Here is a 26,084-nt window from a genome sequence, read left to right on the forward strand (position 1 = left end):
GTAATTATTCCTCGCCCAGATAGGCCCGGATGACGTCCGGGTTGTTACGGATTTCCGCCGGGGTGCCGTGTGCCAGCGGCGTGCCCTGGTTGACCACGTAAATACGGTCGGAAATGCCCATCACCAGTTTCATGTCATGCTCGATCAGCAGCACCGACACGTTATGGTGGCCGCGCAGTTCGGCGATCAGTTCGTCCAGCTCATCAGTCTCTTTCGGGTTCAGCCCGGCGGCCGGTTCATCCAGCATCAGCAACTCAGGGCGCGTCACCATGCAGCGGGCGATCTCCAGCCGCCGCTGCTGGCCGTAGGCGAGGTTGCCCGCCTGGCGGTTCGCCATCTCCAGCAGGCCGACGCGCTCCAGCCACACCGCCGCCCGTGCCTGGGCGTCCGCCTCGGCGCGGCGGAAGCCCGGCGTCTTGAACAGCCCGGCCAGCACGCCGCTTTTCAGGTGCTGATGCTGCGCCACCAGCAGGTTTTCGATCACCGTCATCTCACGGAACAGCCGCACATGCTGGAAGGTGCGCACCACCCCCATGCGGGCGATCTTCTGCCCCGGCAGCCCCTCAAGGTGCTGATCGTGGAGTCTGATGCTGCCGCCGGTGGGCTTGTAGAAGCCGGTCAGGCAGTTGAACACCGTGGTTTTGCCCGCGCCGTTCGGCCCAATCAGCGAGACAATCTCGCCCCGGTTCAGCGTCAGCGCCACATTGTTGACCGCCAGCAGGCCGCCGAAGCGCATCATCAGGCCATCTACCTGCAATAAAGGTTGGGTACTCATGCCTGCTCTCCTTTATCACCGGCATTGGCTGCCTGTTGCAAGGCCGCCGCTTTCATTTTCAGTTGCGGGCGCTTCATCGGCAGCAGCCCCTGCGGCCGCCAGATCATCATCAGCACCATCAGCGCGCCCAGTACCAGCATGCTGTATTCGTTGAGGTCGCGCATCAGCTCGCGGGAGACCACCAGCAGGATCGCCGCCAGAATCACCGCGAACTGCGACCCCATGCCGCCGAGCACCACAATCGCCAGCACAAAGGCGGATTCGGCAAAGGTAAAGGACTCGGGGCTGACGAAGCCCTGGCGCGCCGCGAACAGCGTCCCGGCGAACCCGGCAAAGGCGGCGCTGATGGTAAAGGCGGTCAGCTTGATGCGGGTCGGGCTGAGGCCCAGCGACCGGCAGGCGATCTCATCCTCACGCAGCGCTTCCCACGCGCGCCCCAGCGGCATCCGCAGCAGGCGGTTGATGATGAACAGCGTCAGTACCACCAGCAGCAGCGCCACCATATAGAGGAAGATGATGCGGTCGCTCGGGTCGTAAGGCAGGCCGAAGAAGTTGCTGAAGGTGTCCCAGCCGCCGTCACGCGCCGTGCGGCTGAACTCCAGCCCGAACAGCGTCGGTTTCGGGATCTGGCTGATGCCGTTCGGCCCGCCGGTGATCTCGGTGTTGTTCAGCAGCAGGATGCGCACGATCTCGCCGAAGCCGAGGGTGACAATCGCCAGGTAATCCCCGCGCAGCCGCAGCACCGGGAAGCCAAGCAGGAAGCCGAACGCGGCGCTGATCAGCCCCGCCAACGGCAGGCTCTCCCAGAAGCCCAGCCCGTAGTAGTGGTTGAGCAGCGCGTAGGTGTACGCGCCGATGGCGTAAAAGCCGCCATACCCCAGCACCAGCAGCCCGGAGAGGCCGACCACCACGTTGAGGCCCAGCCCCAGCATGATGTAGATCAGCGTCAGAGTGGCGACGTCCACCGTGCCGCGCGACACCAGGAACGGCCAGGCGATCGCCGCCGCCAGCAGCACCAGTGCCAGCACTTTCTGCCGCGGCGTGGAGCCGTCAAAACTTGGCAGCACAAAGGCAGGCGCACTGCCGCGCTTAAGCGTGTTTTGCAGCAGCGGGCGGAACAGCTGGAAGAAGAAGACCACCGCACAGCCGATGCCGATCCACTCCCAGCGCACGCTGGATGCGCCGTTCACCACCAGCCGGGTGCCGTCGAGGCTCAGTTGCACCCCCATCAGCAGCGAGGCCAGCACCAGTAAGACCAGCGACGAGACCAGCGCGTTGACCAGATTGAGTTGTTTCATACTTTCTCAACCTCCGGGCGGCCAAGGATGCCGGTCGGCATCACCAGCAGCACCACAATCAGCAGCGCAAAGGAGACCACATCTTTGTATTCGGTGCTCAGGTAGGCGGAGGTGAGTGCCTCGGCGACGCCGAGGATCAGCCCGCCAATCATCGCGCCCGGAATACTGCCGATGCCGCCCAGTACCGCGGCGGTGAAGGCCTTCATCCCGGCCATAAAGCCGATGTAGGGGTTAATCACGCCGTAGAACTGGCCGAGCAGCACACCTGCCACTGCCGCCATCGCCGCGCCGATCACGAAGGTCAGGGAGATGACCCGGTCGGTGCTGATGCCGAGCAGGCTGGCCATCTTCAGGTCTTCCGCACAGGCGCGGCAGGCGCGGCCCATCCGCGAATAGCGGATAAACAGCGTCAGGGCCAGCATGGCGAGGAAGGTAACCACCCAGATGGTGATCTGCATGGTGCTGATGGTGGCGGCAAAGCCGTTGCTTTCGCCCAGCGTCCATTTGCCGGTGACGATGGCCGGCAGCGCCAGATCGCGCGAGCCTTGCGTCAGGCTGACGCTGTTTTGCAGGAAGATCGACATGCCGATGGCGGAGATCAGCGCGATCAGCCTTTTTGAGCTGCGCACCGGCTTGTAGGCCACGCGCTCAATGCTCCAGCCGTAGGCGCTGGCGATGACAATCGCCACGATAAAGCCTGCGCCAATCAGCAGCCAGCCTGCGTCGATGCCCATCATCATCAGGGCGGCGATCACGATAAAGGAGACATAACTGCCGATCATATAAACCTCGCCGTGGGCGAAGTTGATCATGCCGATGATGCCGTAGACCATGGTGTAACCGATGGCGATGAGTGCATAGGTGCTGCCCAACGTGACGCCGTTGAACATCTGCTGCAGAAAATAGAGAAACTGCTCTGACATACTCTGACCTTAGCGAGCGGACGCCCGGCCCGGGGTGATAAAGGCAGAAGAGGCGCGGTTCTCCGCGCCCCTCCCTGTGTGTTTACCCGTCGGCGTCCAGCAATAACGGGGGATTATTTAACCGGTGTGGACGTACCGTCCGCATGCCACTCGAAGATGCCGAATTCGAACCCTTTCAGGTCGCCCTTCTCATCCCAGCTCAGCGGGCCCATCACCGTCTCAACCGGTTTGGCTTTGAGATCCTTCACGATATCTTCCGGCTCCTGGCTGCCGCTGCGCACCATGCCGGTGGTCAGGGACTGCAACGCCGCGTAGGTCGTCCAGACGAACGGGCCGGTCGGGTCAAGTTTCTTGGCTTTCAGCGCGTCAACAATCGGCTGGTTGGCCGGCACCTGGTCGTAGCGCTTCGGCAGCGTCACCAGCATCCCTTCAGAAGCGGCCCCGGCGATGTTCGACAGGGAGGAGTTGCCGACCCCTTCCGGCCCCATGAATTTGGCGGTCAGCCCCGCCTGTTTGGCCTGGCGCAGCATCTGCCCCATCTCCGGGTAGTAACCGCCGAAGTAGACGAAATCGACGTTCTCTTTCTTCAGGCGCGCCACCAGCGTGGAGAAGTCTTTATCCCCGGCGGTGATCCCTTCGAACAGCACCACGTTGGCACCGGCTTTCTTCAGGCTATCCTGCACCGAGCGCGCCAGCCCTTCGCCATACTGCTGTTTGTCATGCACCACGGCGATGCGCTGCGGTTTGATGGTATCAACAATGTATTTCGCCGCCGTCGGCCCCTGGTCGGAGTCCAGGCCGGTGGTGCGCATGATCATCTTGTAGCCGCGGGTGGTCAGGTCAGCGTTGGTGGCGGCCGGGGTGATCATGATGATGCCTTCGTCTTCATAAATATCAGACGCCGGCTGGGTGGAGGAGGAGCAGAGGTGGCCGATGACGTAACGGATGCCGTCATTGATCACTTTGTTGGCGACAGCCACCGCCTGTTTCGGGTCGCAGGCGTCGTCATATTCCACGCCGACCAGGGTATCGCCTTTCAGCAGCCCTTTGGCGTTGATGTCGGCAATCGCCTGGCGCGCGCCGGTGAACTCCATGTCGCCATACTGGGCGACCGGGCCGGACATCGCGCCGACGATGGCGATTTTAATCTCTTTTGCCACGGCAACCTGCGCCATCGCCATGGCGATACACCCTGCCAGCAGTGCCCTGCCTGTTCTGGTTACTTTCATCCGAACTACCCCATGTGTGTTTGTGATGTCATTGTTGTGGTTATTGCCTGGAAAACGATCCTTTATGCCTTTTTCTGTATAGGTAATAACGGGTTAGTTTTCTCGCAGGCGTTTTTTTATAATAAGACTTTATTTTTCATGCCATTAAACAGGAATATTCTTCTGCAAATCAACTCGCCCCCTCAGGAACAAGCGGTGTAAACAGAATAAAAATCGGAGTAAATTCGCGCACCTTGAGATCAGTATGGTCGCTTATGCTGGCTTTTGCCGCAGCCGGTGATCTATAACTCTGAAAATGCGCGCCGGAAAAAACATTGTGCGCAGTTTTCGTACACTTAACATTACACGGCGGAGGCAGCGGCCCTATCAGGCAGGCCTTGCGGTTTTCAGTTCATAACCGGCTTCGCCCAGGACAGAAAGCATGAAACTGACCATTGAGCGTTTAACCTCTTTCTCCGCGCAGGATCTTCTCGACCTCGGCAAAATCTGGCCGGGCCAGACGCCTGGCATCTGGCAACAGTGGCTGGACGAGGGGAACGCGCTGTTCGCCGCGCGCTTTAACCAACGGCTGCTGGCGGCGGTGAAAGTGGAACCGGAGGGGGCGTCGGCCCGCCTGCATGACCTGATGGTGCGCGAGGTAACGCGCCGCCGCGGCGTGGGGCGCTACCTGCTGGAGGAGACGCTGCGCCAGATGCCGGAGGTGAACCACTGGTGGCTGGAGGAGGCGGGCGGCGATGCGGTATTACAGGCGTTTATGGCCGCGTGCGGTTTCCGGAACGTGGCGGGGTGCTGGCAGAAATAGCCAGACCGCCAGATAGATCGTTAAATAACAGGCACAAAAAAGCCCGGCAAGCCGGGCTTTTTTATTCAGTGCGGTGACGGGCGGCGGTTACGCCTCGATCGCCAGTCGCAATTTCTTCATGGCATTTTTTTCCAGCTGGCGCACGCGCTCAGCGGAAACGCCGTACTTGTCAGCCAGCTCCTGAAGCGTGGACTTGTTGTCATCGTCCAGCCAGCGGGCGCGGATAATGTCCTGGCTGCGCTCGTCCAGCCCTTCCAGCGCATAGCTGAGTTTGTCGGCGGCGTTGCTCTCCCAGTTATCCTCTTCAATGCCTTCGGCAAAGTCAGAGCTTTTATCCTGGAGGTAGAGCATCGGGGCCATCGCCTGGCCGTCACGGCCTTCATCATCCGGCGTCGGGTCGAAGGTCATATCCTGCGCCGACATGCGGGATTCCATCTCCATCACGTCTTTGCTCGACACGCCGAGTTCACGCGCTACCAGCTCCACTTCATCCTGGTTGAACCAGCCCAGACGCTGCTTGGTTTTGCGCAGGTTGAAGAACAGTTTGCGCTGAGCCTTGGTGGTCGCGACTTTCACGATGCGCCAGTTACGCAGCACGTACTCGTGAATTTCCGCTTTGATCCAGTGCACCGCGAAGGAGACCAGACGCACCCCAACTTCCGGGTTGAAGCGGCGTACCGCTTTCATCAGGCCGATGTTGCCTTCCTGGATAAGGTCTGCCTGCGGCAGGCCATAGCCTGAATAGTTACGGGCTACGTGAGCGACAAAGCGCAGGTGAGACAGGATAAGCTGTTTAGCTGCGTCCAGATCGCCCTGATAATGCAGCCGTTCAGCCAGCTCCCGCTCTTCCTCTGCCGTCAGCATCGGATAAGCATTGGCGGCCCGCACATAGGCTTCCAGGCTACCTTGGGGAATTAAGGCTAAAGTTTGCATTTCTTTGGTCATTCAAACCCTCTCTTGATTAGAACGTTCATGCAGGTTGCGTTTACCGCCGGGCTTTTTTCATCTGTTTGCGTAGCCACGGGCAGCCGCCCTTACATTGCTCACTCTTTGACCGTGATCGTCGTCACAAGTTCCCAGACAATCTTTACCGGACAGCCAACCCTACGTGATGGCGTCAACTTTAGGTAGGGAAAATGTGCGAAAGGAAGAGGCCGGAAAGGTGACTGCGTGGAGGCTCTTCCCCTGCGTACACACTCAGAGCAGCAGGGGAAGAGTATATCAAAAAATCGTTACTGTGGTGTAAAGCGCCGTAAATGTTGCACGGTAGCAAGCCACGCGGCGATCCAGCCAATCATCGCGGCAATCAGCAACAGCAGCAGGCTTTCGTCCCACGCCAGCCCATGCAGGGTGAAGGTGGTGCCGAACACCGCGGCGACATGCAGCACCACGCTCTCCAGCCGCAGCACCAGCGCCTCGGAGAGCACCAGCGACAGCAGCGCCCCGAACAGGCCGAGCATCGCGCCGCCGTTCAGGAACGGCCGCAGGATGAAGCCGTCCGTCGCGCCAATCAGCTTCATGACATTGATGGTGTCACGGCGGCTGAAGATGCTGAGCCGCACGCTGTTGCCGATCACCAGGAACACCGCGACGATCATCAGGATGCCGATCATCGCCGCCACCTGGCCAACCAGCCCGGTCAGCGCCGCCAGCCGGGCGAACCAGCTGTCATCCATCCGCACTTCGTCGATGCCCTGCACGGCGGAGACCCGGTCACGCAGGGTGTTCAGCGTCTCCTGGCTCTGGAAGTTGAGCTTCGGCGTGATAATCGCCACCGCCGGCAGCGGGTTCTCCTCCAGCATGTCCAGCGCGCCGCCAAAGCCTGACCAGTTGCGGAACTCGCCCATCGCCTCGTCCCGGGTGAGGTAGTTGACCTTCTCCACCCCGGCTTCGGCCCTCAGCGCCTTGATGACGTTCTCTGCCGCGTCATCATCCAGCGCCTTGTCGAGGTAGACCGTGAGCTGCGGCGTCGGATACCACTGCTGGGCCGCGGTGCTGACGTTCTTCCACACCAGGTAACAGACGCTCGGCAGCGTCAGCGAGATGGCGATCACCATGATGGTCAGCAGCGTCGCCAGCGGCTGGCGCAGCATATCGGAAAAGGCGTTTGACCAGGCGTAACGCCACTGCTCATGCCAGCCGCCGCGCAGAGATTTGCTTTTGGCGGTGTTGGCCGGTGCGGCGTTGCGGGTGGTTTTCGGATTACTGGCCATGCGTGTGCCCTCCGCCCATGCGTCCCTGACTCAGGGTCAGAATGCGATAATCACGACGGGCGATCAGGCCCATGTCGTGGGTGGCCATCAGTACGGTGACGCCCACCCGGTTGAACTCTTCGAACAGGCGCAGAATGCCTTCGGAGAGTGCTTCGTCAAGGTTGCCGGTCGGCTCATCCGCCAGCAGTACCGCCGGTTTGTTGACCACCGCACGGGCGATGCCGACGCGCTGCTGTTCACCCCCGGAGAGCTGGATCGGGAAGTTTTTCGCTTTGTCCAACAGGCCGACCTTGTCCAGCGCGGCTGAGACGCGGCGGCGGATGTCCTCGCTGCTGGCCCCGGCGATCACCAGCGGCATCGCCACGTTGTCATAGACGGTGCGATCCATCAGCAGGTGGTGATCCTGGAAAATCATCCCAATCTGGCGGCGCAGGAACGGCACTTCGCTGTTTTTCAGGCGGCTGATGTCATGCCCGCCGAACCAGATATGCCCGGCGCTGGGGCGCTCAATGCCGCAAATCAGCTTGAGCAGCGTGCTCTTCCCGGCCCCGGAGTGGCCGGTGAGGAACGCCATTTCCGCCGGACGGAGGTGGAAATCCACCCCCTGCAACGCTTGCCGGCCACCGAGATAAGCTTTACTGACCTGTTCAAAGCGAATCATCCGTATTAATCCTCTCGGGCAAAAAGTGCCTCAATAAAATCGTCGGCCTTAAACGGCCGCAAATCTTCAATGCTTTCCCCGACGCCGATGTAACGGATCGGGATACCGAACTGGTCAGCGATAGAGAAGATCACCCCACCCTTCGCCGTGCCGTCCAGTTTTGTCAGCGTGATGCCGGTCAGGCCCACGGCCTCATTGAACAATTTCGCCTGGCTGACCGCATTCTGCCCGGTACTGGCATCCAGCGTGAGCATAACCTCATGGGGGGCGTTCTCGTCCAGTTTTTTCATGACGCGGACAATCTTCTTCAGCTCTTCCATCAGGTGCGATTTATTCTGCAGACGGCCGGCGGTGTCGGCGATCAGCACATCGATTTTGCGCGCTTTGGCCGCCTGGAGGGCGTCAAAGATCACTGATGCGGAATCCGCGCCGGTGTGCTGTGCCACCACCGGGATGTTGTTGCGCTGGCCCCAGACCTGGAGCTGCTCCACCGCCGCGGCACGGAAGGTGTCACCGGCGGCCAGCATCACGGATTTGCCCTGCGCCTCAAACTGGCGCGCCAGCTTGCCGATGGTGGTGGTTTTCCCGACGCCGTTGACGCCGACCATCAGGATCACAAACGGCGTATGGGTGGTGACGTCCAGCGGCTCATCGACTTTCGCCAGGATCTCCGCCATCTCCTCTTTCAGTTTGCCGTAGAGCTGCTCGGCATCTTTCAGCTCTTTGCGGCTGGCGTGCTGGGTCAGCGAGGTGATGATGCGGCGGGTGGTCTCAACGCCCACGTCGGCGATCAGCAGCTGCTCTTCCAGCTCCTCGAACAGGTCGTCATCAATTTTCTTGCCGCGGAACAGGCCGATAAAGCCGGAGCCGAGGTTCTGTTTGGTTTTGACCAGGCTGCGTTTCAGGCGGGCGAAGAAGCCCTCTTTGGTCGGGCGTTCCTGCTCCTGCGGCAGCGCCTCGGCGGGCACAATCGGCGCGAGATCCAGCGGGGCCGCGTCCTCTTCCAGCGCCGCTTCCGTCAGCGTCTCGCCGCGGTCGTTTGCCAGCGCCGGGATGGCGGCGCTGGTCTGCTCCACCGGCTGGTGGGCGGTAGCCTGCTCGTCAGCCACCTGCTCAGTGATGGTAACAATCTCCTGCGCCAGCTGCTCCGGCACGGCAGCCGCCACCGGCTCGGGTTCTGCCGGTTCAGCGACCGGTTCAGGTTCGGCGGTTGCAGGGGCCGGCGCGTCAGCGCGCGGCGGTGGGGCAGGCTCAGCGACCGGCGGCTCAACGTGCGGCTCCGCGGTGGGTGCCTCCGGTGCGGTGGCCTCTTCCGGTGAGACGACAACCTCTTCCTGTTCGGTTTTCTCTTCCTGACGGTTACGACCAAACCAGGAGAAAAACCCGCGTTTTTTCTCTTTTGCCATTTTTAGACTTCACTCCTCGCCAGTGACCGGGCGTCAGGGCATTAAAACGTTATGAACCCGGCAGTCTATCACTTTATGTAAGCGTCAATACACCTCAGCCGGTGCAAAGCCGCTGTTTTCACGGGCATGGCGAAACATTTGCCCTGAAACGCCACACCGGTAGAATAGCCCACCAAACTGTATGTGAGTGCTGCCGGTTCGGCCGCTGAAAATTGAAACGAGATATGGCAAAAAAACCGCAATCCGCCCCGGCCGGGCAAATCCGCATTATCGGCGGGCAGTGGCGTGGCCGGAAACTCCCGGTGCCGCACAGCCCCGGCCTGCGCCCGACCACCGACCGGGTACGTGAAACCCTGTTCAACTGGCTCGCCCCGGTGATCCGCGGCGCACGCTGCCTGGACTGCTTTGCCGGCAGCGGCGCGCTGGGGCTGGAGGCGCTCTCCCGCTACGCCGCGCACGCCACTCTGCTGGAGTATGAGCGCCCGGTGGCGCAGCAGCTGGAGAAAAACCTGGCGCTGCTGCGCCCGGAGAGCGCCGAGGTGGTCAACACCAACGCCCTGAACTGGCTGGATCAGCCCGGCACGCCGTACGATGTGGTGTTCCTCGACCCGCCGTTCCGCAAAGGCATTCTGGACGCCACCGTCACGCTGCTGGAGCAGCGCAACTGGCTGGCGCCGGATGCCTGGATCTATATTGAAGCAGAGGCCGAAAGCGCGGCCACCGCCGTGCCTGCGGGCTGGCAGTTACACCGTGAAAAAGTCGCCGGGCAGGTCGCCTACCGGCTCTATATCCGCCCGTGTGCAGAGACGCCGCCGGCACCTGAGGAGAACTCCCCTGATGTTGATTAATATTGGCCGCGTTTTGATGCTCTGCATCTGGGCTTTCCTGCTCGCGAACCTGGTTCACCCGTTCCCGAAGCCGCTGAACATCTTCCTGAATGTGGCGATGATCTTTATGGCGCTGATGCATGGCCTGCAGTTGACGCTGCTGAAGTCGACCCAGCCGAAAGACGGCCCGGCGCTGAGCCGCGCGCAGCAGTTCCGCATTTTCCTGTTCGGGGTGTTTGAGCTGCTGGCGTGGCAGAAGAAACAACCGGCCCTGAAGAAGAAGAAATAATCCGCCCCAGGGCGCGGCGTCACGGTTTCCTGCCGGGCAGGTGGGGAAAAGGCGCGACGTTATCGCCCAGTTCTGAAATGCGCGCGCTGCCGCGCTCGGTCACGGCATCGATACGGATCACCGCCTGCAGCGGAATGTAGCTGCGGGTCACCCCGGCAAACTCGCTTTTCAGCCGCTCCGCGGACGGGTCCACCAGCACCGTGGAGTGGCTGTCAAACACGAAGTCCGCAATCTCTATAAAGCCGAACAGCGCGCCCTGCACCACTTCCCGCACATAGAGCTGATAATTCTTGCCGTTATTCATGAACTGAATCCGGTACAGCGGTTGCTCATTGCTCATCACTCTCCCCTCCTGCTGTCAGCGGGAAAACGCCCGCTTTTCGCTAACATATCACGGTGGCGGCGGCCAGTGTAACGGACGGTAAAGCACCGGGAATCCGATTGTCCGCCCCCGGCGCTTTCCCCTACACTGAATCAGACAGAGGGAAAGGCAGCCGCAGGGCTGTCATGATGAAAAACATAAACGTTAAGAGGGAAACAGAATGAGTTGGCCTTTACTTGCGGTAGTTTTTTCGGCCTGGCTATATGTGGATGCCAGTTATCGCGGCCCGGACTGGCAGCGCTGGCTGTTTAAGCCGGTCACCCTGCTGCTGTTGCTGCTGCTGGCGCTGGAGACCCCGGTGCTGTCGGTGTATGGCTACCTGATTATCATGGGGCTGGTCGCCACCCTGCTCGGTGACGCGCTGATGCTGTTGCCGAAATCGCGGGTGATGTACGCACTCGGTGCGTTTTTCCTCTCCCACCTGTTCTATACGCTGAGTTTCGCCACCCAGATGACCATTTCGCTGTTCTGGCCGCTGCCGCTGACGCTGGTGATCATCGGGGCAGTGCTGCTGGCGGTAATCTGGAGCAGGCTGGAGGATCTGCGCTGGCCGGTGGTGACCTTTGTGGCGATGACGCTGCTGATGGTGTGGCTGGCGGGTGAGCAGTACTACATGCGCAGCACCGATTTCACCTTCTCCATCCTGGTCGGCTCTTCACTGCTGCTGCTGTCGGTGATTCTGGGGCTGGTAAACCACTACCGCATAAAATTCCGCGCGGCGGATGCGCTGGTCGCGGCCTGCTATTTCGGCGGGCACTTTATGATTGTCCGGTCGATGGTGCTGTAACCCAGAGGCCTGCGCCGCCCCGGCGCAGGCCCGCTTCCCTTCAGGCGACGCCTTTGCGCAGCAGGTAACGGTACGGCAGGGTGTCCGTTTCCGAGGCCAGCAGGGTATGTTCCATAAAACGGCAGAAACCGGGGATGTCCCGCGTGGTGGCCGGATCGTCCGCGATAATCAGCAACGTCTCCCCCTCTTCCATATGGCGCACCGCTTTGCGCACCATCATTACCGGCTCCGGGCAACGCAGACCCAGCGCATCCAGCGTTTTATCTGCCTGGGAAAATAAGTCTGTCATGGTTTCTCTCACTCAAAGCTGGCCGGGCATGACCCGGCAGGGCGCGGCAGCAGGCCGCGGCCGGAAAGGGGCACAGTGTACCGCCGCTGAAATCTGGCGCAAGCCACGTGAACGTTTGCGCATCATTTAACCACTTGCATCAGTTGCGCAAACAGGTAATATGCGCGCCGCGCCGCTATACTGCGGTGAATCGCGCGCCTGCCCGCTCTGGGGCGGCGGGTGCACTACTGGGTTCCCTCACCCCATCACTAAAAAGGTGACATCGATGTACCATTTTTCCCCGCAGCAGCGGATGTCTGCGCTGGTCTGGCTTTCCCTGTTCCACATCCTGATCATTACCTCCAGTAACTATCTGGTGCAGTTGCCGATCGACATTTTCGGCTTCCACACCACCTGGGGCGCGTTCACCTTCCCGTTTATCTTCCTGGCCACTGACCTGACGGTACGCATCTTCGGCGCGTCACTGGCACGGCGGATTATCCTGGCGGTGATGGTGCCGGCGTTGCTGATCTCCTACCTGGTCTCGGTGGTGTTCTACCAGGGTAACTGGCAGGGGATGGAGGCCGTCACGCAGTTCAACCTGTTTGTGGCGCGTATCGCCATCGCCAGCTTTATGGCCTATGTGCTCGGCCAGATCCTGGATGTGCATGTGTTCAACCGCCTGCGCCAGACGCACCGCTGGTGGGTCGCCCCGGCCGCCTCGATGTTTTTCGGCAACATCAGTGACACGCTCTCCTTCTTCTTCATCGCCTTTTACAAGAGCAGCGACCTGTTCATGGCGCAGCACTGGGTGGAGATCGCGCTGGTGGACTACAGTTTCAAGGTGCTTATCTGCCTGATCTTCTTCCTGCCGATGTATGGCCTGCTGCTGAACCGCCTGCTGAAGCGCCTCAGCGACGGCAGCCAACAGATGCAGTACCGGATGCATTGATTGCCGGGCAGTTTGCGCAAAAGTCTGACTTGCTTTTCGGAACTGAATAAGGTGCGATAAGGGCCGAAAGTCATGGATTCATGATCAAGAAGGAAGCCCTAATGCGTAAACTTGTTAGCTATATCGGGATTGGCCTGCTGGTTACGGGCCTTGCGGCCTGTGACGGCAACAGCGATGAGAAGACCCACGCTGCGCCGGACGCCGACCAGACCACCACCCAGACCGCGGCCGGCCAGCAGGTGAACCTGCTCAACGGCAACGTCACATTCACCATGCCGGGTGACATGACGGACCAGAGCGGCAAGCTGGGCACCCAGGCCAATAATATGCACGTCTACGCTGATGAGAGCGGCCAGAAAGCGATTATTGTGCTGCTGAGCGACAACAGCCCTGACGGGCTGGATGTGCTGGCGACACGCCTGGAAGATCAGCAGCGCTCACGCGACCCGGATCTGCAGGTCGTGACCAATAAGAGCATCACCGTTGACGGCCAGCCGGCACAACAGCTGGACAGCGTCATCGCCACCAGCGGTAAGAAAGCCTACTCCTCCGTGGTGCTGGCGAAGGTGGATAACCACCTGCTGACTCTGCAAATCACCCTGCCGGCAGATAACCAGCAGCAGGCGCAGACCCAGGCGGAAAGCATCATCAACACGCTGAAGTTCAAGTAACCCAGCCGTTGACCTAAAAAAAGCGAGGCCCCGGCCTCGCTTTTCTTTTTTGTGGGCTTAGCCGCCCGACAGGTACATCCGGCGCAGGTAGTGCGGCACTGCATCATCCACGTTTGAGCCAATCTGCTCCAGGTGCGGCAGGCGATCTTTCAGGCGCTGGTGCGCGTCACGCATGATGCAGCCTTTGCCCGCCATTGAGAGCATTTCGAAATCGTTCATGCCGTCACCAAAGGCGATGCAGTCCGCCAGCGAGTAGCCCAGCAGCGCCGCGACCTGCTCCAGCGCATGGCCTTTGGAGACGCCGCCCGCCATCACTTCCAGGCAGGTCGGGAAAGAGAAGCTGACGTTGACCCTGTCGCCCCAGCGCGTATTGATGGTCTCTTCCAGGCGCAGCAGCTCGTCGTGGTCTTCACAGGTAAAGTAGACTTTGCAGATGCCGTCGGTTTCCAGCAGCGCTGGTTCAAACAGCGTGTAGTTGAACACGGATTCCTGGAAGAACTCATCCTGGTCCGGGCGGTCGCGGTTCATGTACCAGTCATCATTGCGGTAGACGTTGGTGAGGATCGCCGGGTTGTCATGCACGATCCCATAGAGATCGCGGGCGATCTCGCCGTCGAGGTTATGCGAGAAGATCAGCTCGCCTTCGGTATTGTGCACGCGCGCGCCGTTGGAGGTGATCATAAAGGCGCTGATCTCCAGGTTATCCCGGATCTGGCCGACGTCCACATGGTGGCGGCCGGTGGCAAACACAAAATGGATGCCCTCACGGGTCAGCAGTTTCAGCGTCTCTTTGGCGTAGGGCGTCAGGGTGTGGTCGGGCGACAGCAGGGTGCCGTCTAAATCGGATGCGACAACATGGTACATAGCGATACTTCTAACCTCTGATGGAGTTAAGGGCAGCCATCGCCGCCGGATTGAGGGTGTTGCGCAAAAAAGCGCATGATGGCGTTGAGCGCCTCCGCGCGCTGGTCGTCCCGTTCGAACAGGATCTCATGGCGCGCGCCTTTAATGACCAGCGGCTTGCCCCCTTCACACGGGCGCCCCGCTTTAGCCATCGCCTGACAAAATAACAACTGCGAGCGGTTATCCACCACCCGGTCCTCACTGGCCTGTAACAGCAGCAGCGGCGTATCAATGTGTTTCGCCTGCGCCAGGATCTGCTCCCCGGCCTGCACCCCTTCGCGCACCCAGTGGTAGGTCGGCCCGCCGACCTGCAGCTCCGGGTAATCCGCGTAGTAGCGCACGGCGCGCCGGTAACGTTCACGGCTGTGGGTTAAGCGGTTCACCAGAAAGGGCAACGGCTGCCAGTGGCCGGTGCCGATGGCGTAGAAGTCACGCCGCGCCGGTTTGCTCTCCGCCCAGTTCAGGATGCGGCGCGCCATCCAGCCCGGCATCGGCAGGAAGATGCCGGTCATCGGCGCGCACAGGGCCGCGGCCTCAAAAAAGCGCGGGGTGCCGGCGGCGCGGCGGCGCGCCAGGAACAGCGCCAGAATCGCGCCGCCCATAGAGTGCGCCAGCGCATAGTGGTGGCGGTAACCGGCCGGGGCCACGACCTCACGGCAGAAGGTGGCGAAGTCATCCACGTAGTCATCGAACAGGTGGACATGGCCGCGGTGGCTGTCTTCCAGCACCCGGCCGGAGCGGCCCTGGCCGCGGTGGTCGAGGATCATCACGTCATAGCCGCAGTGGAACAGATCGTAAGCCACTTCCGGGTATTTCATGTAGCTCTCGATGCGCCCCGGCGACACCACAATCACTTTCTCACCCGCCGGATGGCAGAACCGCACATAGCGGATCGGCACGTTATTGACGCCCATGAACTCGCCTTCCTGCCGCCCGCGCCAGAAATCCAGCAGCGGCCCGGTAGAAAAGGCGGCAAAGCCTAATTCCCGTGTAAGCCAGCTCTCGTAAATGTGTGACATCGTGTCTGTCCGTAGCCCGGTAATACCGCGAAATACGCGCCATGTCAGGCTGTAGCGCAACCCCTGACAATAGCGTATTGTGGCACAAAACAGCGCAATCAGGGAGCTTTGCCCATGACCTTGGACTGGTGGTTAACCTACCTTCTGACAACCGTTATTCTCAGCCTGTCGCCCGGTTCGGGTGCCATTAATACCATGAGTACCAGCCTCAGCCACGGTTACCGCGGCGCGGTGGCCTCTATCGCCGGGTTGCAGCTCGGCTTAAGCCTGCACATCGTGCTGGTGGGGATTGGGCTGGGGGCACTGATTTCACAATCGCTGCTGGCGTTTGAGCTGCTGAAGTGGCTGGGCGCGGCCTACCTGATCTGGCTCGGCATCCAGCAGTGGCGCGCCGCCGGGGCGGTGGATCTGCACGCGCTGGCGGGCAGTATGCCGCGCCGCCAGCTGTTCCGCCGCGCGGTACTGGTGAACCTGACCAACCCGAAAAGCATCGTGTTTCTGGCCGCGTTGTTCCCGCAGTTTATCGTGCCGCACCAGCCGCAGGCGATGCAGTATGTGATCCTCGGGGTCACCACCGTGGTGGTGGACATTATCGTGATGGTTGGTTACGCCACCCTCGCCCGCCGCCTGGCCAACTGGGTGAAAGCGCCGAAACAGATGACCCTGCTCAACCGCATTTTCGGCTCGCTGTTTATGCTGGTCGGTGCCCTGCTGGCGACCGCCCGGCGGGTGTAGAAACCCCTGACGCAAAAGGGCAGCCGCGAGGCTGCCCTTTTTTATTGTTCTGCGTTAATCGCCGGCACGTCAGCGGGAGATAATCAGGTGAATCCCGAACCCCGCAAACAACACCCCCGCCACGCCATCAATCCACTTCGCCAGGCGCTGATAGCCGCGGCGCATCACCGGCAGGGCGAACACCACCGCGACGATAGAGAACCAGGCGAAGGTTTCCGCCACAATCATCACGAACAGGCCCCAGCGCTCAGCGCTGCCGACGTCATCCCCGACAAACAGCGAGAAGACGCTGCCGAAGTAGATCACCGCTTTCGGGTTGGAGAGGTTAGTCAGGAAGCCGCGCATAAAGGTGCGGCCGCGCGCCGGCAGCTCCACTTTCGGGGTCTCACCGGTGGCGGAGGCCGTTTGCGCGGCCTTGGCTTTCGCGGAGCGCAGCAATTGGTAGCCCATCCACAGCAGGTAGAGGCCGCCGCCGACCATGATCCCCTGGTGCAGCCAGGCCATTTTTTCCAGCAGCAGGTGCAGGCCCATCAGCGCTACCCCCGCCCAGATCACGATCCCCAGTGAAATCCCCACCACGCCCATCATCGCCTCACGGCGCGAACGGCTGGCGGCCGTCTGGGAGACAAAGAAAAAGTCAGGGCCGGGGCTGATTAATGCCACCAGATGAACCAGAGCAACAGTCAAAAACAGGATTAACATCAGCAGGACGCTCACAAAAGAGAAGAGAGGCCTACATAGTATGTGATGGCGGGCAACGCCGCCATCACATACGGTGAGGCTTTTTACCGGCGGGGATCAGTCATCGTCGTTGTCGAGATGATCACGGATCATGCTGAGGAACGGCGTACCGAAGCGCTCTAGTTTGCGCTGGCCGACGCCGTTGACGCTGAGCAGCTCGCCCGGCGAGGTCGGCATCTGTTCCGCCATCTCCAGCAGGGTCGCGTCGTTAAACACCACATAGGGCGGGACGTTCGCCTCGTCGGCGATCGACTTGCGCAATTTGCGCAATTTGGCGAACAGTTTGCGGTCGTAATTGCCGCCGTAGCTTTTCGGGCTGCTGCCGCTGCGCGCTTTGGGCGCCTGGATGCGCGGCACCGCCAGTTGCAGCGGCGCGTCACCGCGCAGCACCGGGCGGGCTGCCTCGGTGAGTTGCAGCGCCGAATGCATGGCGATGTTCTGGCTGATCATCCCGAGGTGGATCAGCTGGCGGAAGACGCTGACCCAGTGCTCGGTGGTCTGGTCACGGCCGAGGCCATACACCGACAGCTTATCGTGGCCGTTATCCCGGATGCGCAGGTTATTCGCCCCGCGCAGCACCTCCACCACATAGCCGATGCCGAACCGCTGGCCGACACGCGCCACGGCGGAGAGCGCTTTTTGCGCGTCGAGCAGGCCGTCGTAGCGTTTCGGCGGGTCGAGGCAGATGTCGCAGTTGCCGCACGGCGTCTGCCGCCCTTCGCCAAAGTAATTCAGCAACACCAGGCGGCGGCAGGTCTGCGCTTCCGCAAATGCGCCCATCGCGTTGAGCTTGTGGCGCTCCACATCCTGTTGCGGCCCGGCGGGTTTCTCCTCCAGGCAGCGGCGCAGCCAGGCCATGTCGGCCGGGTCGTAGAGCAGGATCGCCTCGGCGGGCAGGCCGTCACGCCCGGCGCGCCCGGTCTCCTGATAGTAGGCCTCAATGGTGCGCGGGATGTCGAAATGCACCACGAAGCGCACGTTGGGCTTGTTGATGCCCATGCCGAACGCCACGGTCGCCACCACTACCTGCAAATCATCACGCTGGAAGGCGTCCTGCACCTGGGCGCGGCGCTCGCTCTCCAGCCCGGCGTGGTACGCGCCGACGCTCAGGCCGCGCGCCTGCAACCGGGCGGTGGTGTCTTCCACCTTCGCCCGGCTGCCGCAGTAAATAATGCCGCATTTGCCGCGCTGGTCCTGCACAAAGCGCCAGAGCTGGTCGAGCGGTTTGTACTTTTCCACCAGCGTGTAGCGGATGTTGGGCCGGTCAAAGCTGCTGATCTCAATCAGCGGGTCGTGCAGCGCCAGCCCGCGCACGATGTCGTTGCGCGTGGCGTCGTCGGCGGTGGCCGTCAGGGCGATCACCGGCAAATTTGGGAAGCGGGATTTCAGCTGCCCCAGCGCCCGGTACTCCGGGCGGAAGTCGTGGCCCCACTGGGAGATACAGTGCGCTTCGTCCACCGCCAGCAACGCCGGGTTAAGCTGCGGCAGCTGGTCGAGGAAGTTGTCCATCATCAGCCGTTCCGGCGCGATGTAGAGCATCTTGATCTGGCCGTTGCGGCAGGCTGACAACACCTCGTGCTGCTGCTCGCGCGTCTGGCTGGAGTTGAGGCACGCCGCCGCCACACCGTTGGCCAGCAGCTGATCAACCTGGTCTTTCATCAGGGAGATCAGCGGTGAGACCACCAGCGTCAGGCCATCCATAACCAGGGCAGGGATTTGGTAACACAGGGATTTGCCGCCACCGGTGGGCATCACCACCAGACAGTCGCGCCCTTCAAGCGCGGTGTTAATGATGGTTTGCTGACCCGGACGGAATTGCTGGTAGCCGAAGGTGTCGTGCAACACCTGCTCGGCCAGCAACGCTTTATTGATTACTGCCGCCGTAGACACTCGTTTCCCCAATTTTTACGAACCGGCGGGCAACCGCCCCGCCGGTGATGATGCGCAAACGCGCCGGTTACATGATGTCGTTGAGCATGACACCGACACCAATGCGCGTCTGCTTGTAGTTGTAGTCGATCAGCGATTCGCCGTAGCCGCTGAAGACCTTCGTGTAGAAGCGGACATGGCGGGTGATCGGATAGCTCCACCCCGCTTCCGCGCCGCCGTAGCCGGTGTTCCAGTTATAGCGGCCGTTGACGCTGAAGACGCTGTCGCCCCAGGCGTACCCGACTTTCAGGCGGTAATAGCCCATGTATTTGGTGATGTCCGGGTTATCGTCGTTGGCCTCGCTCTCCGGCAGGCGATACCAGGGTTTGAGATCCACCTGCCAGTTGCCGTGCTGCGCCATGAACCGGGCGTAGAGGCGGTTCCAGCTGCGGGAGGTCGGGTCGGAACGGCCGTTGGAGTCATGGTTAAAGCCGGTCTCCACTTCGCGCAATGTCCAGCCGGCGAAGGTATAGTCCGTGGCCCAGCCCACAAACACCTGCGGCTCATAGTTGGTTTCGCGGAACGGTGACGATTCGCCGCGGTTGGAGAGCTGCCAGAATGAGTGCTGGGTATAGGAGGCCGCCAGCAGGGAGTTGTCCCCGGCGATGCCGCGCCAGATCGGGAAGCCCAGGCTCAGCTGGAACTCGACCTCATCTTTTTTGGTGTTGTCGGCCCAGTCGTAGGACTCAATCGCCTTGGTGTTTATCTTATCTGAGTAGGTATACAGCAGATAGTTGGTTTCGTAAGGGTACAGGGTAAAAGGGTTATCATGGTCCTGCAACATACTGGCAATCACACTGCCACGTACTGTGGGGTAATCATGAATTTTTTTAACGGTGGCCTCTTCAGCCTGAACCAGTGCCGGTGCTGCTAATAACACCATGCCGATCCCCCAATAACTGCGCATAACCCCTCCAATCATTCTTAAAAAAAATAGGCTCACCCCGAAGGGAGGCCATTTTACACACAAATGCGATTGGCGATTAGTGGTGTTTCGAATTATCGGCACGCGGCTGGAAAGCAACAAATTAGAAGCATAGAATCCACATTACATTAACATTAACGCCTTTTTCCGCCTACGTTTTCAGCAAGAGGATCTATGACCGCCACGCCACTCTCCCAGGATACAGCCCGCCGCCTTATCGGCTCACGTTTTGTGTATGACATGCCCTTTAACCGTGAACTTGGCCTGGAGCTGGCCGCGTTTGATGAACAGCAGGTGGTGCTGACTTTCACCCACCAGACGCGGCTGGTAGGCAATGCCGCCCAGCAGATTTTGCACGGCGGGGTGATCGCCTCCGTGCTGGACGTGGCCGCCGGGCTGGTGTGCGTCGGCAGCGCCCTGCTGCGCCACAGCGAACTGACCGAACAGATGCTCTATGAGCGGATGGCCAAAATGGGCACCATCGACCTGCGGGTCGATTACCTGCGGCCGGGGCGCGGTGAGCACTTCGCCGCCACCGGCACCCTGCTGCGCGCCGGCAATAAGGTGGCCGTGGCCCGGGTAGAGCTGCACAATGACGCCGAGCTGCATATTGCCAGCGCGACCGCGACCTACCTGGTCGGTTAAATCGTCCCTGTGCGGCACACAAGTGTCGGGAAAATGCCCGGTGATGCCGGTACACTACCCCCTCTTTTTTCTTTCAGGCCAACAACATGGATGCGAAACAGACCCGGCACGGCATTTTCTTTGCCCTGGCCGCCTATTTTATCTGGGGCATCGCCCCCGCCTATTTCAAACTGATCCAGCAGGTGCCGCCCGGCGAAATCCTGACCCACCGCGTAGTCTGGTCATTCTTCTTTATGCTGATCCTGCTCTCCGTCAGCCGCAACTGGGGCAAGGTGCGCGGGATCCTGCGCCAGCCGAAACGACTGCTGCTGCTGGCCGTCACCGCCCTGCTGGTGGGCAGTAACTGGCTGCTGTTTATCTGGGCGGTGAATAACCACCACATTCTGGAAGCCAGCCTCGGCTACTTTATCAACCCGCTGGTGAATGTGCTGCTTGGGATGCTGTTTTTGGGAGAGCGATTCCGCCGTTTGCAGTGGGTAGCGGTGGCGCTGGCCGTGTGCGGCGTGCTGGTGCAGCTCTGGCAGTTCGGTTCCCTGCCGGTGATTGCGCTGGGGCTGGCCTTCAGCTTCGCGCTGTATGGGCTGCTGCGTAAGAAGATCGGCATCGACGCCCAGACCGGGATGCTGATTGAGACGCTGTGGCTGCTGCCTGCGGCGGTGGTTTACCTGTTCTTTATTGCCGATACGCCGACCAGCCACCTCACCACCAACCCGATGACGCTGAACCTGCTGCTGGTGGCGGCCGGGATTGTCACCACCATCCCGCTGCTGTTTTTCACCGCGGCCGCTACCCGGTTGCGCCTCTCGACGCTGGGCTTCTTCCAGTACCTCGGCCCGACGCTGATGTTTGTGCTGGCAGTGACCTTCTTCGGTGAAACCATCGGCCGCGACAAGCTGGTGACCTTCGCCTTCATCTGGGGAGGCCTGCTGCTGTTCACCCTGGACGCCCTCTACAGCACGCGCAAACCGCGTTAACGCGGCTGCGGCTGACCGGCATGGCGCGAGATAAAGCGCGCCATCGCCGGGCCGGTAGCCAGAATTGTCACCAGCCGCAGGGTCTGCATCGCCATCACAAACGACATATCCACCCGGGTGCCGGCGGCGATGATTGCCACCGTATCCAGCCCGCCAGGGCTGGTGGCGAGATACGCCGTCATCAGATCCACCGGCAGCACCTGCGTCAGCCCCCAGGCCATCACCCCGCACACCAGCATCAGCCCGAAAATCGACGCCAGCATCTGCGGCAGGGTGCGCAGCGCCAGCAGCACAATGTCGCGCGTGAAGCGCAGCCCCACCGTCCAGCCAATCAGCGCATAGGCGATTGCCAGCAACCATTCCGGGATTTGCAGCGTCATCCAGCCGCCGGAGTGCACCACCGCGCCGAGGATTGCCGGCACCAGCAGCGCCCCGGAGGGAATGCGCAGCCGCGGCGCGAGCAGGATACCCACCAGGGCGACCGCCAGCGTGCCGGGGAAGCGCCAGTCCAGCGCCGGGAACCACACCTGCGCCACCGCCTGGCTGCCCGCCTCATCCCCCAGCCCGATGCGCGCCACCAGCGCAGCGGCAGTGGCGACGAACAGTACCCGCAGATACTGCATAAAGGCCACCAGCCGCACATCCGCGCCGAAGTCACCGGCCATCGCCACCATCGCGGACGCCCCGCCGGGTGACGACCCCCAGGCACCGGTCGGCCCCGGCAGCGCGCTGAAGCGCACCAGCAGCCAGCCGGAAAGGCCGCTCGCCAGCAGGGTGCCGAGCAGCACCGCCACCACCATCGGCCAGTCATTCAGCAGCGGCGTGAGGATGCCGGGTGAGAGGCTCTGGGCGATCATACAGCCCAGAATCCCCTGCGAGAGAATAAAGCCGCGCGGCGGCACGCGGATGGTTGCCCCCAGCAGCCCCATGACCACGCCGACGATCATCGGGCCGAGCAGCAGCGCCGCCGGCAGGTGAACCGACTGTAAGCCGAAGCCCAGTACCAGTGACAACGACAACAGCAGTGCCCACTGGCCGCCGGGTGACATCCTTTTAATCTGCATGGTGCCCATATCTACATTTCGTTAACAATTAAGAGACCAGTGTACGCTGAAGCGGGGGGAAAAGGCGATGAAGTGTGCGGGAAATCACAGAAAGGAACGTTGCTCCCCGAGGGCCGGGGAGCGACACGCCATTACAGCCAGTTTTTGCGTTTGAAATAGAGGTAGGGTGCCAGCCCGGCCAGGATCATCAGGCCGATCGCCGCCGGGTAACCGAATGACCACTTCAGCTCCGGCATAAATTCGAAGTTCATCCCGTAGCTGGAGGCCACCAGCGTCGGCGGCAGGAACACCACCGAGACCACCGAGAAGATCTTGATGATGCGGTTCTGCTCGATGTTGATAAAGCCCATCGCCGCCTGCATCAGGAAGTTCACCTTCTGGAACAGCGACTCGTTGTGCGGCAGCAGGGATTCGATGTCGCGCAGCACTTCACGCGCCTGCTCCAGCTGGCCGTTCGGCAGCCGCGCCTTACGCACCAGGAAGTTGAGGGCGCGCTGGGTGTCCATCAGGCAGAGGCGCACTTTCCAGCCGACGTCCTCCAGCTCCGCCAGCGTCGAGAGCGCGGCGTCATATTCGTCGCCCTGGTGCCCTTCCATGATCACGCGGCTCAGTTTTTCCAGATCGCTGTAGATGTTCTCAATCTCATCCGCCAGCTGTTCGATTTTGGTCTCAAACAGATCCAGCAGCAGCTCGTAGGCGTTGCCGTCAATCAGCATCTGGTTGCGGGCGCGCATGCGGTAGAGGCGGAACGCCGGCAGCTCCCGCTCACGCAGGGTGTAGAGGCGGCCGTCGCGGATGGTAAAGGCCACGGTGGAGTTGCCGCCGTGGTCTTCCGCATCTTCGTAATAGAAGAAGGAGTGAATGTGCAGGCCGTCTTCATCTTCAAAGAAGCGCGCCGAGGCTTCGATGTCGTCCAGTTCCGGGCGGGTCGCCAGGCTCTGGCCCAGTTCCGCCTGAACTTTTTCACGCTCATCCACGTCGGGTTCGATCAGGTCAACCCACAGCGAGGTGGTGAGGTCGTCCGCGTCATCCAGCTCTAAGCGGGATAAGCGGCTGTTATCTAATTTGAATGCGCTCAGCATAGGCGATGGCTCCCTTGTGACGACAAAAAGAGGCAACGCAATGGATCACCGGCACCGAAAGGGTGTGTCACACGGATGTGTTTCAGACCGCGATAGGCTCTGACTCAGGGGCGACGCAATAGGAGGGTCGCTGACAACCACGAAGGCTATCAGCAAGGAGGATAGCCTTAGAAGTTGTACCTTATGAACAGGTTATTGAGCCAGTATCTACTGGGTGTGTCCAAGGCGAAGATCCTCATTAAGAATAGTGCGCGCATGTTACGCTGAGACGAAAAAGACTGTCAACCGCCGCCCGACAGTTAATGTGCAACAAAGGATCACGGCATTGGGAAGGGGAAAGTGCAGGCCGGAAGCCGCGCCGCGGCGGGCTTCCGGCGAAGCGGGTCAGACCGTTTCGAGCCGGGCGTAGGCGGCCACCAGCCACTTGATGCCTTCGCCGTTAAACGCGATCTGCAACCGGCTGTGGTCGCCGCTGCCTTCGAGATTGATAATGGTGCCTTCACCAAATTTCGGGTGGCGCACACGCTGGCCGAGGCTGTAGCCGCTGTCATTGGCCACCACCGGCGCGCCCATGCGGCGGGTGTTGACCGGGCGCGACACGCTGGCGCGCAGCCGCACCTCTTCAATACAGTTCTCCGGCAACTCCGCGATAAAGCGCGACGGCCGGTGGAACACCTCTTTGCCGTAGAGGCGGCGCGTCTCCGCGTAGGTCAGGGTGAGTTTCTGCATCGCGCGCGTCACACCCACGTAGGCCAGCCGCCGCTCCTCCTCCAGACGCCCGCCTTCGTCCAGCGCCATCTGGCTCGGGAACATGCCCTCTTCCATGCCGACGATAAACACCTGTTTAAACTCCAGCCCTTTCGCCGAGTGCAGCGTCATCAGCTGGGCGGCATCCTGATAGGCGTCCGCCTGGCCTTCGCCCGCCTCCAGCGCAGCATGGGAGAGGAACGCCTGCAACGGCATCAGGTCTTCATCTTCATCCTGATAGCTGTACTGGCGGGTGGCGTTGACCAACTCCTCCAGGTTTTCGATGCGCGCCTGCCCCTTTTCGCCCTTCTCCTGCTCGTACATCATCCAGAGGCCGGAATCTTTGATGACCCGGTCAGTCTGCACATGCAGCGGCATTTCGCTGGTGTCATGGGCCAGCGCGTCCACCAGCTCGGTGAAGCGTTGCAGCGCCGAGGCCGCCCGCCCGGCCAGCGCCTTCTCCTGCAACAGGGCGCGGGTCGACTGCCAGAGCGTCAGCTGGCGTTCACGCGCCGTCTGGCGCACCACGTCGATGGTGCGGTCACCGATGCCGCGGGTCGGCGTGTTGACCACGCGTTCAAAGGCGGCATCGTCGTTGCGGTTGGCGATCAGGCGCAGGTAGGCCAGCGAATCCTTGATCTCCTGGCGTTCGAAGAAGCGCATCCCGCCATAGATGCGGTACGGCATCGACGCCTGTAACAGCGCCTCTTCCAGCACGCGCGACTGGGCGTTGCTGCGGTAGAGAATGGCGCAGTCATTCAGCGCGTTGCCGGTCTCCTGCCAGGTTTTAATCCGGTTCACCACAAAGCGCGCTTCGTCCAGCTCGTTAAAGGCGCAGTAGATGGAGATACGCTCGCCCTCGGCGTCTTCCGTCCAGAGGTTTTTGCCCATCCGGCCGTTGTTGTTGGCGATCAGGGTGTTGGCTGCGGTCAGGATATTGCTGGTGGAGCGATAGTTCTGCTCCAGGCGGATGGTCTCCGCTTTCGGGAAATCGTTCAGGAAGCGCTGGATGTTCTCTACCTGTGCGCCGCGCCAGCCATAGATCGACTGGTCATCGTCGCCGACGATCATCACATTGGCCTGATCCCCGGCCAGCAGACGGATCCAGGCGTACTGGATGCTGTTGGTGTCCTGGAACTCATCCACCAGAATATTGGTGAAGCGCTCGCGGTAGTGGTTGAGGATGTGCGGTTTGTTCAGCCACAACTCGTGGGCGCGCAGCAGCAGCTCGGCGAAGTCCACCAGCCCGGCGCGGTCACACGCCTCCTGATACGCCTGATAGACGCGCAGCCAGGTCTGCTCCACCGGGTTGCCGTAGCTCTCGATGTGTTGCGGGCGCAGGCCGTCATCTTTTTTGCCGTTGATGTACCACATCGCCTGGCGCGCCGGCCACTGCTTCTCATCCAGGTTCATCGCCTTGATCAGGCGCTTGAGCAGGCGGAGCTGGTCTTCGCTGTCGAGGATCTGGAAATCCTGCGGCAGCCGCGCATCCAGGTGGTGGGCGCGCAGCAGGCGGTGCGCCAGCCCGTGGAAGGTGCCGATCCACATCCCGCCCTGGCTGGTGCCGATCAGGTGCTCGATGCGGTGGCGCATTTCGGCCGCCGCTTTGTTGGTAAAGGTCACCGCCATGATCGAATAGGGCGAGCAGTTCTCTACCGAGAGCAGCCAGGCGATGCGGTGCACCAGTACCCGCGTTTTGCCGCTGCCCGCGCCGGCCAACACCAACAGGTTGCTGCGTGGCGCCGCCACGGCTTCGCGTTGTTTATCATTCAGGCTGTCGAGCAGGTCAGAAACGTCCATAGGCACCGTCTGTCTGGGTAAGAAGAAAATGCCGGGC

General features: G+C 61.3%; 27 protein-coding genes. 9 read left to right on the top strand and 18 right to left on the bottom strand.

Translation table 11 applies throughout. The annotated features are described in order from the left end of the window. Positions 1 to 4 precede the first annotated feature (4 nt). From livG to CYR32_RS18320, 4 genes are all read right to left on the bottom strand, one after another. Entirely contained in the window at positions 5 to 775 is a 771-nt protein-coding gene (gene livG / locus CYR32_RS18305) for a high-affinity branched-chain amino acid ABC transporter ATP-binding protein LivG (RefSeq protein WP_101826589.1), read from the bottom strand. Next, positions 772 to 2,073: a high-affinity branched-chain amino acid ABC transporter permease LivM gene (locus CYR32_RS18310; RefSeq protein ID WP_101826590.1), complete on the bottom strand. Its 1,302-nt coding sequence runs from the start codon at positions 2,071 to 2,073 to the stop codon at positions 772 to 774. Before CYR32_RS18310 ends, livG begins: the two co-directional genes overlap by 4 nt. Further along, on the bottom strand, positions 2,070 to 2,996 hold the full coding sequence (gene livH, locus CYR32_RS18315; protein ID WP_101826591.1) for a high-affinity branched-chain amino acid ABC transporter permease LivH: 927 nt from the start codon (positions 2,994 to 2,996) through the stop codon (positions 2,070 to 2,072). Before livH ends, CYR32_RS18310 begins: the two co-directional genes overlap by 4 nt. Positions 2,997 to 3,109: 113 nt before the next feature. After that, positions 3,110 to 4,225 (bottom strand): branched-chain amino acid ABC transporter substrate-binding protein, encoded by a 1,116-nt coding sequence (locus tag CYR32_RS18320; protein ID WP_101826592.1) that lies wholly within the window; start codon positions 4,223 to 4,225, stop codon positions 3,110 to 3,112. A 421-nt stretch (positions 4,226 to 4,646) separates the two neighbouring features. Here CYR32_RS18320 and panM point away from each other — a divergent pair, with 421 nt between their 5' ends. Further along, on the top strand, positions 4,647 to 5,027 hold the full coding sequence (gene panM, locus CYR32_RS18325; RefSeq protein WP_101826593.1) for an aspartate 1-decarboxylase autocleavage activator PanM: 381 nt from the start codon (positions 4,647 to 4,649) through the stop codon (positions 5,025 to 5,027). Between the two features lie 87 nt (positions 5,028 to 5,114). Here the strand turns inward: panM and rpoH are convergent, their stop codons facing one another. The 4 genes from rpoH to ftsY form a co-directional block, all read right to left on the bottom strand. Continuing rightward, positions 5,115 to 5,972: an RNA polymerase sigma factor RpoH gene (gene rpoH / locus CYR32_RS18330; protein WP_101817289.1), complete on the bottom strand. Its 858-nt coding sequence runs from the start codon at positions 5,970 to 5,972 to the stop codon at positions 5,115 to 5,117. A gap of 287 nt (positions 5,973 to 6,259) precedes the next feature. Then, positions 6,260 to 7,240: a permease-like cell division protein FtsX gene (gene ftsX, locus CYR32_RS18335; protein WP_101826594.1), complete on the bottom strand. Its 981-nt coding sequence runs from the start codon at positions 7,238 to 7,240 to the stop codon at positions 6,260 to 6,262. After that, positions 7,230 to 7,901: a cell division ATP-binding protein FtsE gene (gene ftsE / locus CYR32_RS18340; protein ID WP_101826595.1), complete on the bottom strand. Its 672-nt coding sequence runs from the start codon at positions 7,899 to 7,901 to the stop codon at positions 7,230 to 7,232. Before ftsE ends, ftsX begins: the two co-directional genes overlap by 11 nt. Positions 7,902 to 7,906: 5 nt before the next feature. Then, a complete protein-coding gene (ftsY, locus tag CYR32_RS18345) occupies positions 7,907 to 9,307 on the bottom strand; it encodes a signal recognition particle-docking protein FtsY (RefSeq protein WP_101826596.1) in 1,401 nt (466 codons plus the stop codon). Between the two features lie 224 nt (positions 9,308 to 9,531). On the opposite strand from ftsY, the gene rsmD reads away from it, so the two are divergent. Both rsmD and CYR32_RS18355 read left to right on the top strand, forming a co-directional pair. Further along, positions 9,532 to 10,155 carry a 16S rRNA (guanine(966)-N(2))-methyltransferase gene (gene rsmD, locus CYR32_RS18350; RefSeq protein ID WP_101826597.1) on the top strand — a complete coding sequence of 208 codons (624 nt, stop codon included), beginning with the start codon at positions 9,532 to 9,534 and terminating at the stop codon, positions 10,153 to 10,155. After that, on the top strand, positions 10,145 to 10,423 hold the full coding sequence (locus CYR32_RS18355; RefSeq protein ID WP_101826598.1) for a DUF1145 family protein: 279 nt from the start codon (positions 10,145 to 10,147) through the stop codon (positions 10,421 to 10,423). Before rsmD ends, CYR32_RS18355 begins: the two co-directional genes overlap by 11 nt. A 19-nt stretch (positions 10,424 to 10,442) precedes the next feature. On the opposite strand, the gene CYR32_RS18360 is transcribed toward CYR32_RS18355, so the two are convergent. Continuing rightward, positions 10,443 to 10,763: a DUF1820 family protein gene (locus CYR32_RS18360; RefSeq protein WP_101826599.1), complete on the bottom strand. Its 321-nt coding sequence runs from the start codon at positions 10,761 to 10,763 to the stop codon at positions 10,443 to 10,445. 202 nt (positions 10,764 to 10,965) lie between these two features. On the opposite strand from CYR32_RS18360, the gene CYR32_RS18365 reads away from it, so the two are divergent. Further along, on the top strand, positions 10,966 to 11,592 hold the full coding sequence (locus CYR32_RS18365; protein WP_101826600.1) for a lysoplasmalogenase: 627 nt from the start codon (positions 10,966 to 10,968) through the stop codon (positions 11,590 to 11,592). A gap of 40 nt (positions 11,593 to 11,632) precedes the next feature. On the opposite strand, the gene tusA is transcribed toward CYR32_RS18365, so the two are convergent. Further along, positions 11,633 to 11,881 carry a sulfurtransferase TusA gene (gene tusA, locus CYR32_RS18370; RefSeq protein WP_101826601.1) on the bottom strand — a complete coding sequence of 83 codons (249 nt, stop codon included), beginning with the start codon at positions 11,879 to 11,881 and terminating at the stop codon, positions 11,633 to 11,635. A gap of 265 nt (positions 11,882 to 12,146) precedes the next feature. Between tusA and CYR32_RS18375 the strand changes: the two genes are divergently transcribed. Both CYR32_RS18375 and CYR32_RS18380 read left to right on the top strand, forming a co-directional pair. Beyond that, positions 12,147 to 12,812: a 7-cyano-7-deazaguanine/7-aminomethyl-7-deazaguanine transporter gene (locus CYR32_RS18375; protein WP_101826602.1), complete on the top strand. Its 666-nt coding sequence runs from the start codon at positions 12,147 to 12,149 to the stop codon at positions 12,810 to 12,812. A gap of 101 nt (positions 12,813 to 12,913) precedes the next feature. Next, entirely contained in the window at positions 12,914 to 13,483 is a 570-nt protein-coding gene (locus CYR32_RS18380; RefSeq protein WP_101826603.1) for a DcrB family lipoprotein, read from the top strand. Between the two features lie 57 nt (positions 13,484 to 13,540). On the opposite strand, the gene yigL is transcribed toward CYR32_RS18380, so the two are convergent. Together yigL and pldB are read right to left on the bottom strand one after the other, a co-directional pair. Further along, positions 13,541 to 14,347: a sugar/pyridoxal phosphate phosphatase YigL gene (yigL, locus tag CYR32_RS18385; RefSeq protein ID WP_101826604.1), complete on the bottom strand. Its 807-nt coding sequence runs from the start codon at positions 14,345 to 14,347 to the stop codon at positions 13,541 to 13,543. Positions 14,348 to 14,373: 26 nt separating this feature from the next. Continuing rightward, the gene (pldB, locus tag CYR32_RS18390; protein ID WP_101826605.1) at positions 14,374 to 15,405 is read right to left on the bottom strand and encodes a lysophospholipase L2; all 1,032 of its coding nucleotides are present in this window, start codon (positions 15,403 to 15,405) and stop codon (positions 14,374 to 14,376) included. Positions 15,406 to 15,519: 114 nt separating this feature from the next. Here pldB and rhtB point away from each other — a divergent pair, with 114 nt between their 5' ends. Beyond that, positions 15,520 to 16,140 (top strand): homoserine/homoserine lactone efflux protein, encoded by a 621-nt coding sequence (gene rhtB, locus CYR32_RS18395; RefSeq protein WP_101826606.1) that lies wholly within the window; start codon positions 15,520 to 15,522, stop codon positions 16,138 to 16,140. Positions 16,141 to 16,209: 69 nt separating this feature from the next. Here the strand turns inward: rhtB and rhtC are convergent, their stop codons facing one another. From rhtC to pldA, 3 genes are all read right to left on the bottom strand, one after another. After that, complete coding sequence (gene rhtC / locus CYR32_RS18400) at positions 16,210 to 16,842, bottom strand: threonine export protein RhtC (RefSeq protein ID WP_101826623.1); 633 nt, start codon at positions 16,840 to 16,842, stop codon at positions 16,210 to 16,212. A 96-nt stretch (positions 16,843 to 16,938) separates the two neighbouring features. Next, positions 16,939 to 18,771 carry an ATP-dependent DNA helicase RecQ gene (gene recQ, locus CYR32_RS18405; RefSeq protein WP_101826607.1) on the bottom strand — a complete coding sequence of 611 codons (1,833 nt, stop codon included), beginning with the start codon at positions 18,769 to 18,771 and terminating at the stop codon, positions 16,939 to 16,941. A gap of 67 nt (positions 18,772 to 18,838) precedes the next feature. Beyond that, complete coding sequence (gene pldA, locus CYR32_RS18410) at positions 18,839 to 19,717, bottom strand: phospholipase A (protein ID WP_101826608.1); 879 nt, start codon at positions 19,715 to 19,717, stop codon at positions 18,839 to 18,841. A 192-nt stretch (positions 19,718 to 19,909) separates the two neighbouring features. On the opposite strand from pldA, the gene CYR32_RS18415 reads away from it, so the two are divergent. Both CYR32_RS18415 and rarD read left to right on the top strand, forming a co-directional pair. Beyond that, positions 19,910 to 20,380, top strand: a complete 471-nt coding sequence (locus CYR32_RS18415) for a thioesterase family protein (RefSeq protein ID WP_101826609.1) — start codon at positions 19,910 to 19,912, stop codon at positions 20,378 to 20,380. Between the two features lie 86 nt (positions 20,381 to 20,466). Continuing rightward, the gene (rarD, locus tag CYR32_RS18420; RefSeq protein ID WP_101826610.1) at positions 20,467 to 21,354 is read left to right on the top strand and encodes an EamA family transporter RarD; all 888 of its coding nucleotides are present in this window, start codon (positions 20,467 to 20,469) and stop codon (positions 21,352 to 21,354) included. Here rarD and CYR32_RS18425 read toward each other — a convergent pair. From CYR32_RS18425 to uvrD, 3 genes are all read right to left on the bottom strand, one after another. After that, positions 21,351 to 22,418, bottom strand: coding sequence for an AbrB family transcriptional regulator (locus CYR32_RS18425; RefSeq protein ID WP_420912851.1), 1,068 nt, complete (start codon positions 22,416 to 22,418; stop codon positions 21,351 to 21,353). The genes rarD and CYR32_RS18425 overlap by 4 nt on opposite strands. A 131-nt stretch (positions 22,419 to 22,549) precedes the next feature. Continuing rightward, positions 22,550 to 23,500, bottom strand: a complete 951-nt coding sequence (gene corA / locus CYR32_RS18430) for a magnesium/cobalt transporter CorA (RefSeq protein WP_101826611.1) — start codon at positions 23,498 to 23,500, stop codon at positions 22,550 to 22,552. A 384-nt stretch (positions 23,501 to 23,884) separates the two neighbouring features. Beyond that, complete coding sequence (gene uvrD / locus CYR32_RS18435) at positions 23,885 to 26,047, bottom strand: DNA helicase II (RefSeq protein WP_101826612.1); 2,163 nt, start codon at positions 26,045 to 26,047, stop codon at positions 23,885 to 23,887. Positions 26,048 to 26,084: the final 37 nt, after the last annotated feature.

Origin of the sequence: Chimaeribacter coloradensis (assembly GCF_002858715.1) — a bacterium.
Classification (GTDB): domain Bacteria; phylum Pseudomonadota; class Gammaproteobacteria; order Enterobacterales; family Enterobacteriaceae; genus Chimaeribacter; species Chimaeribacter coloradensis.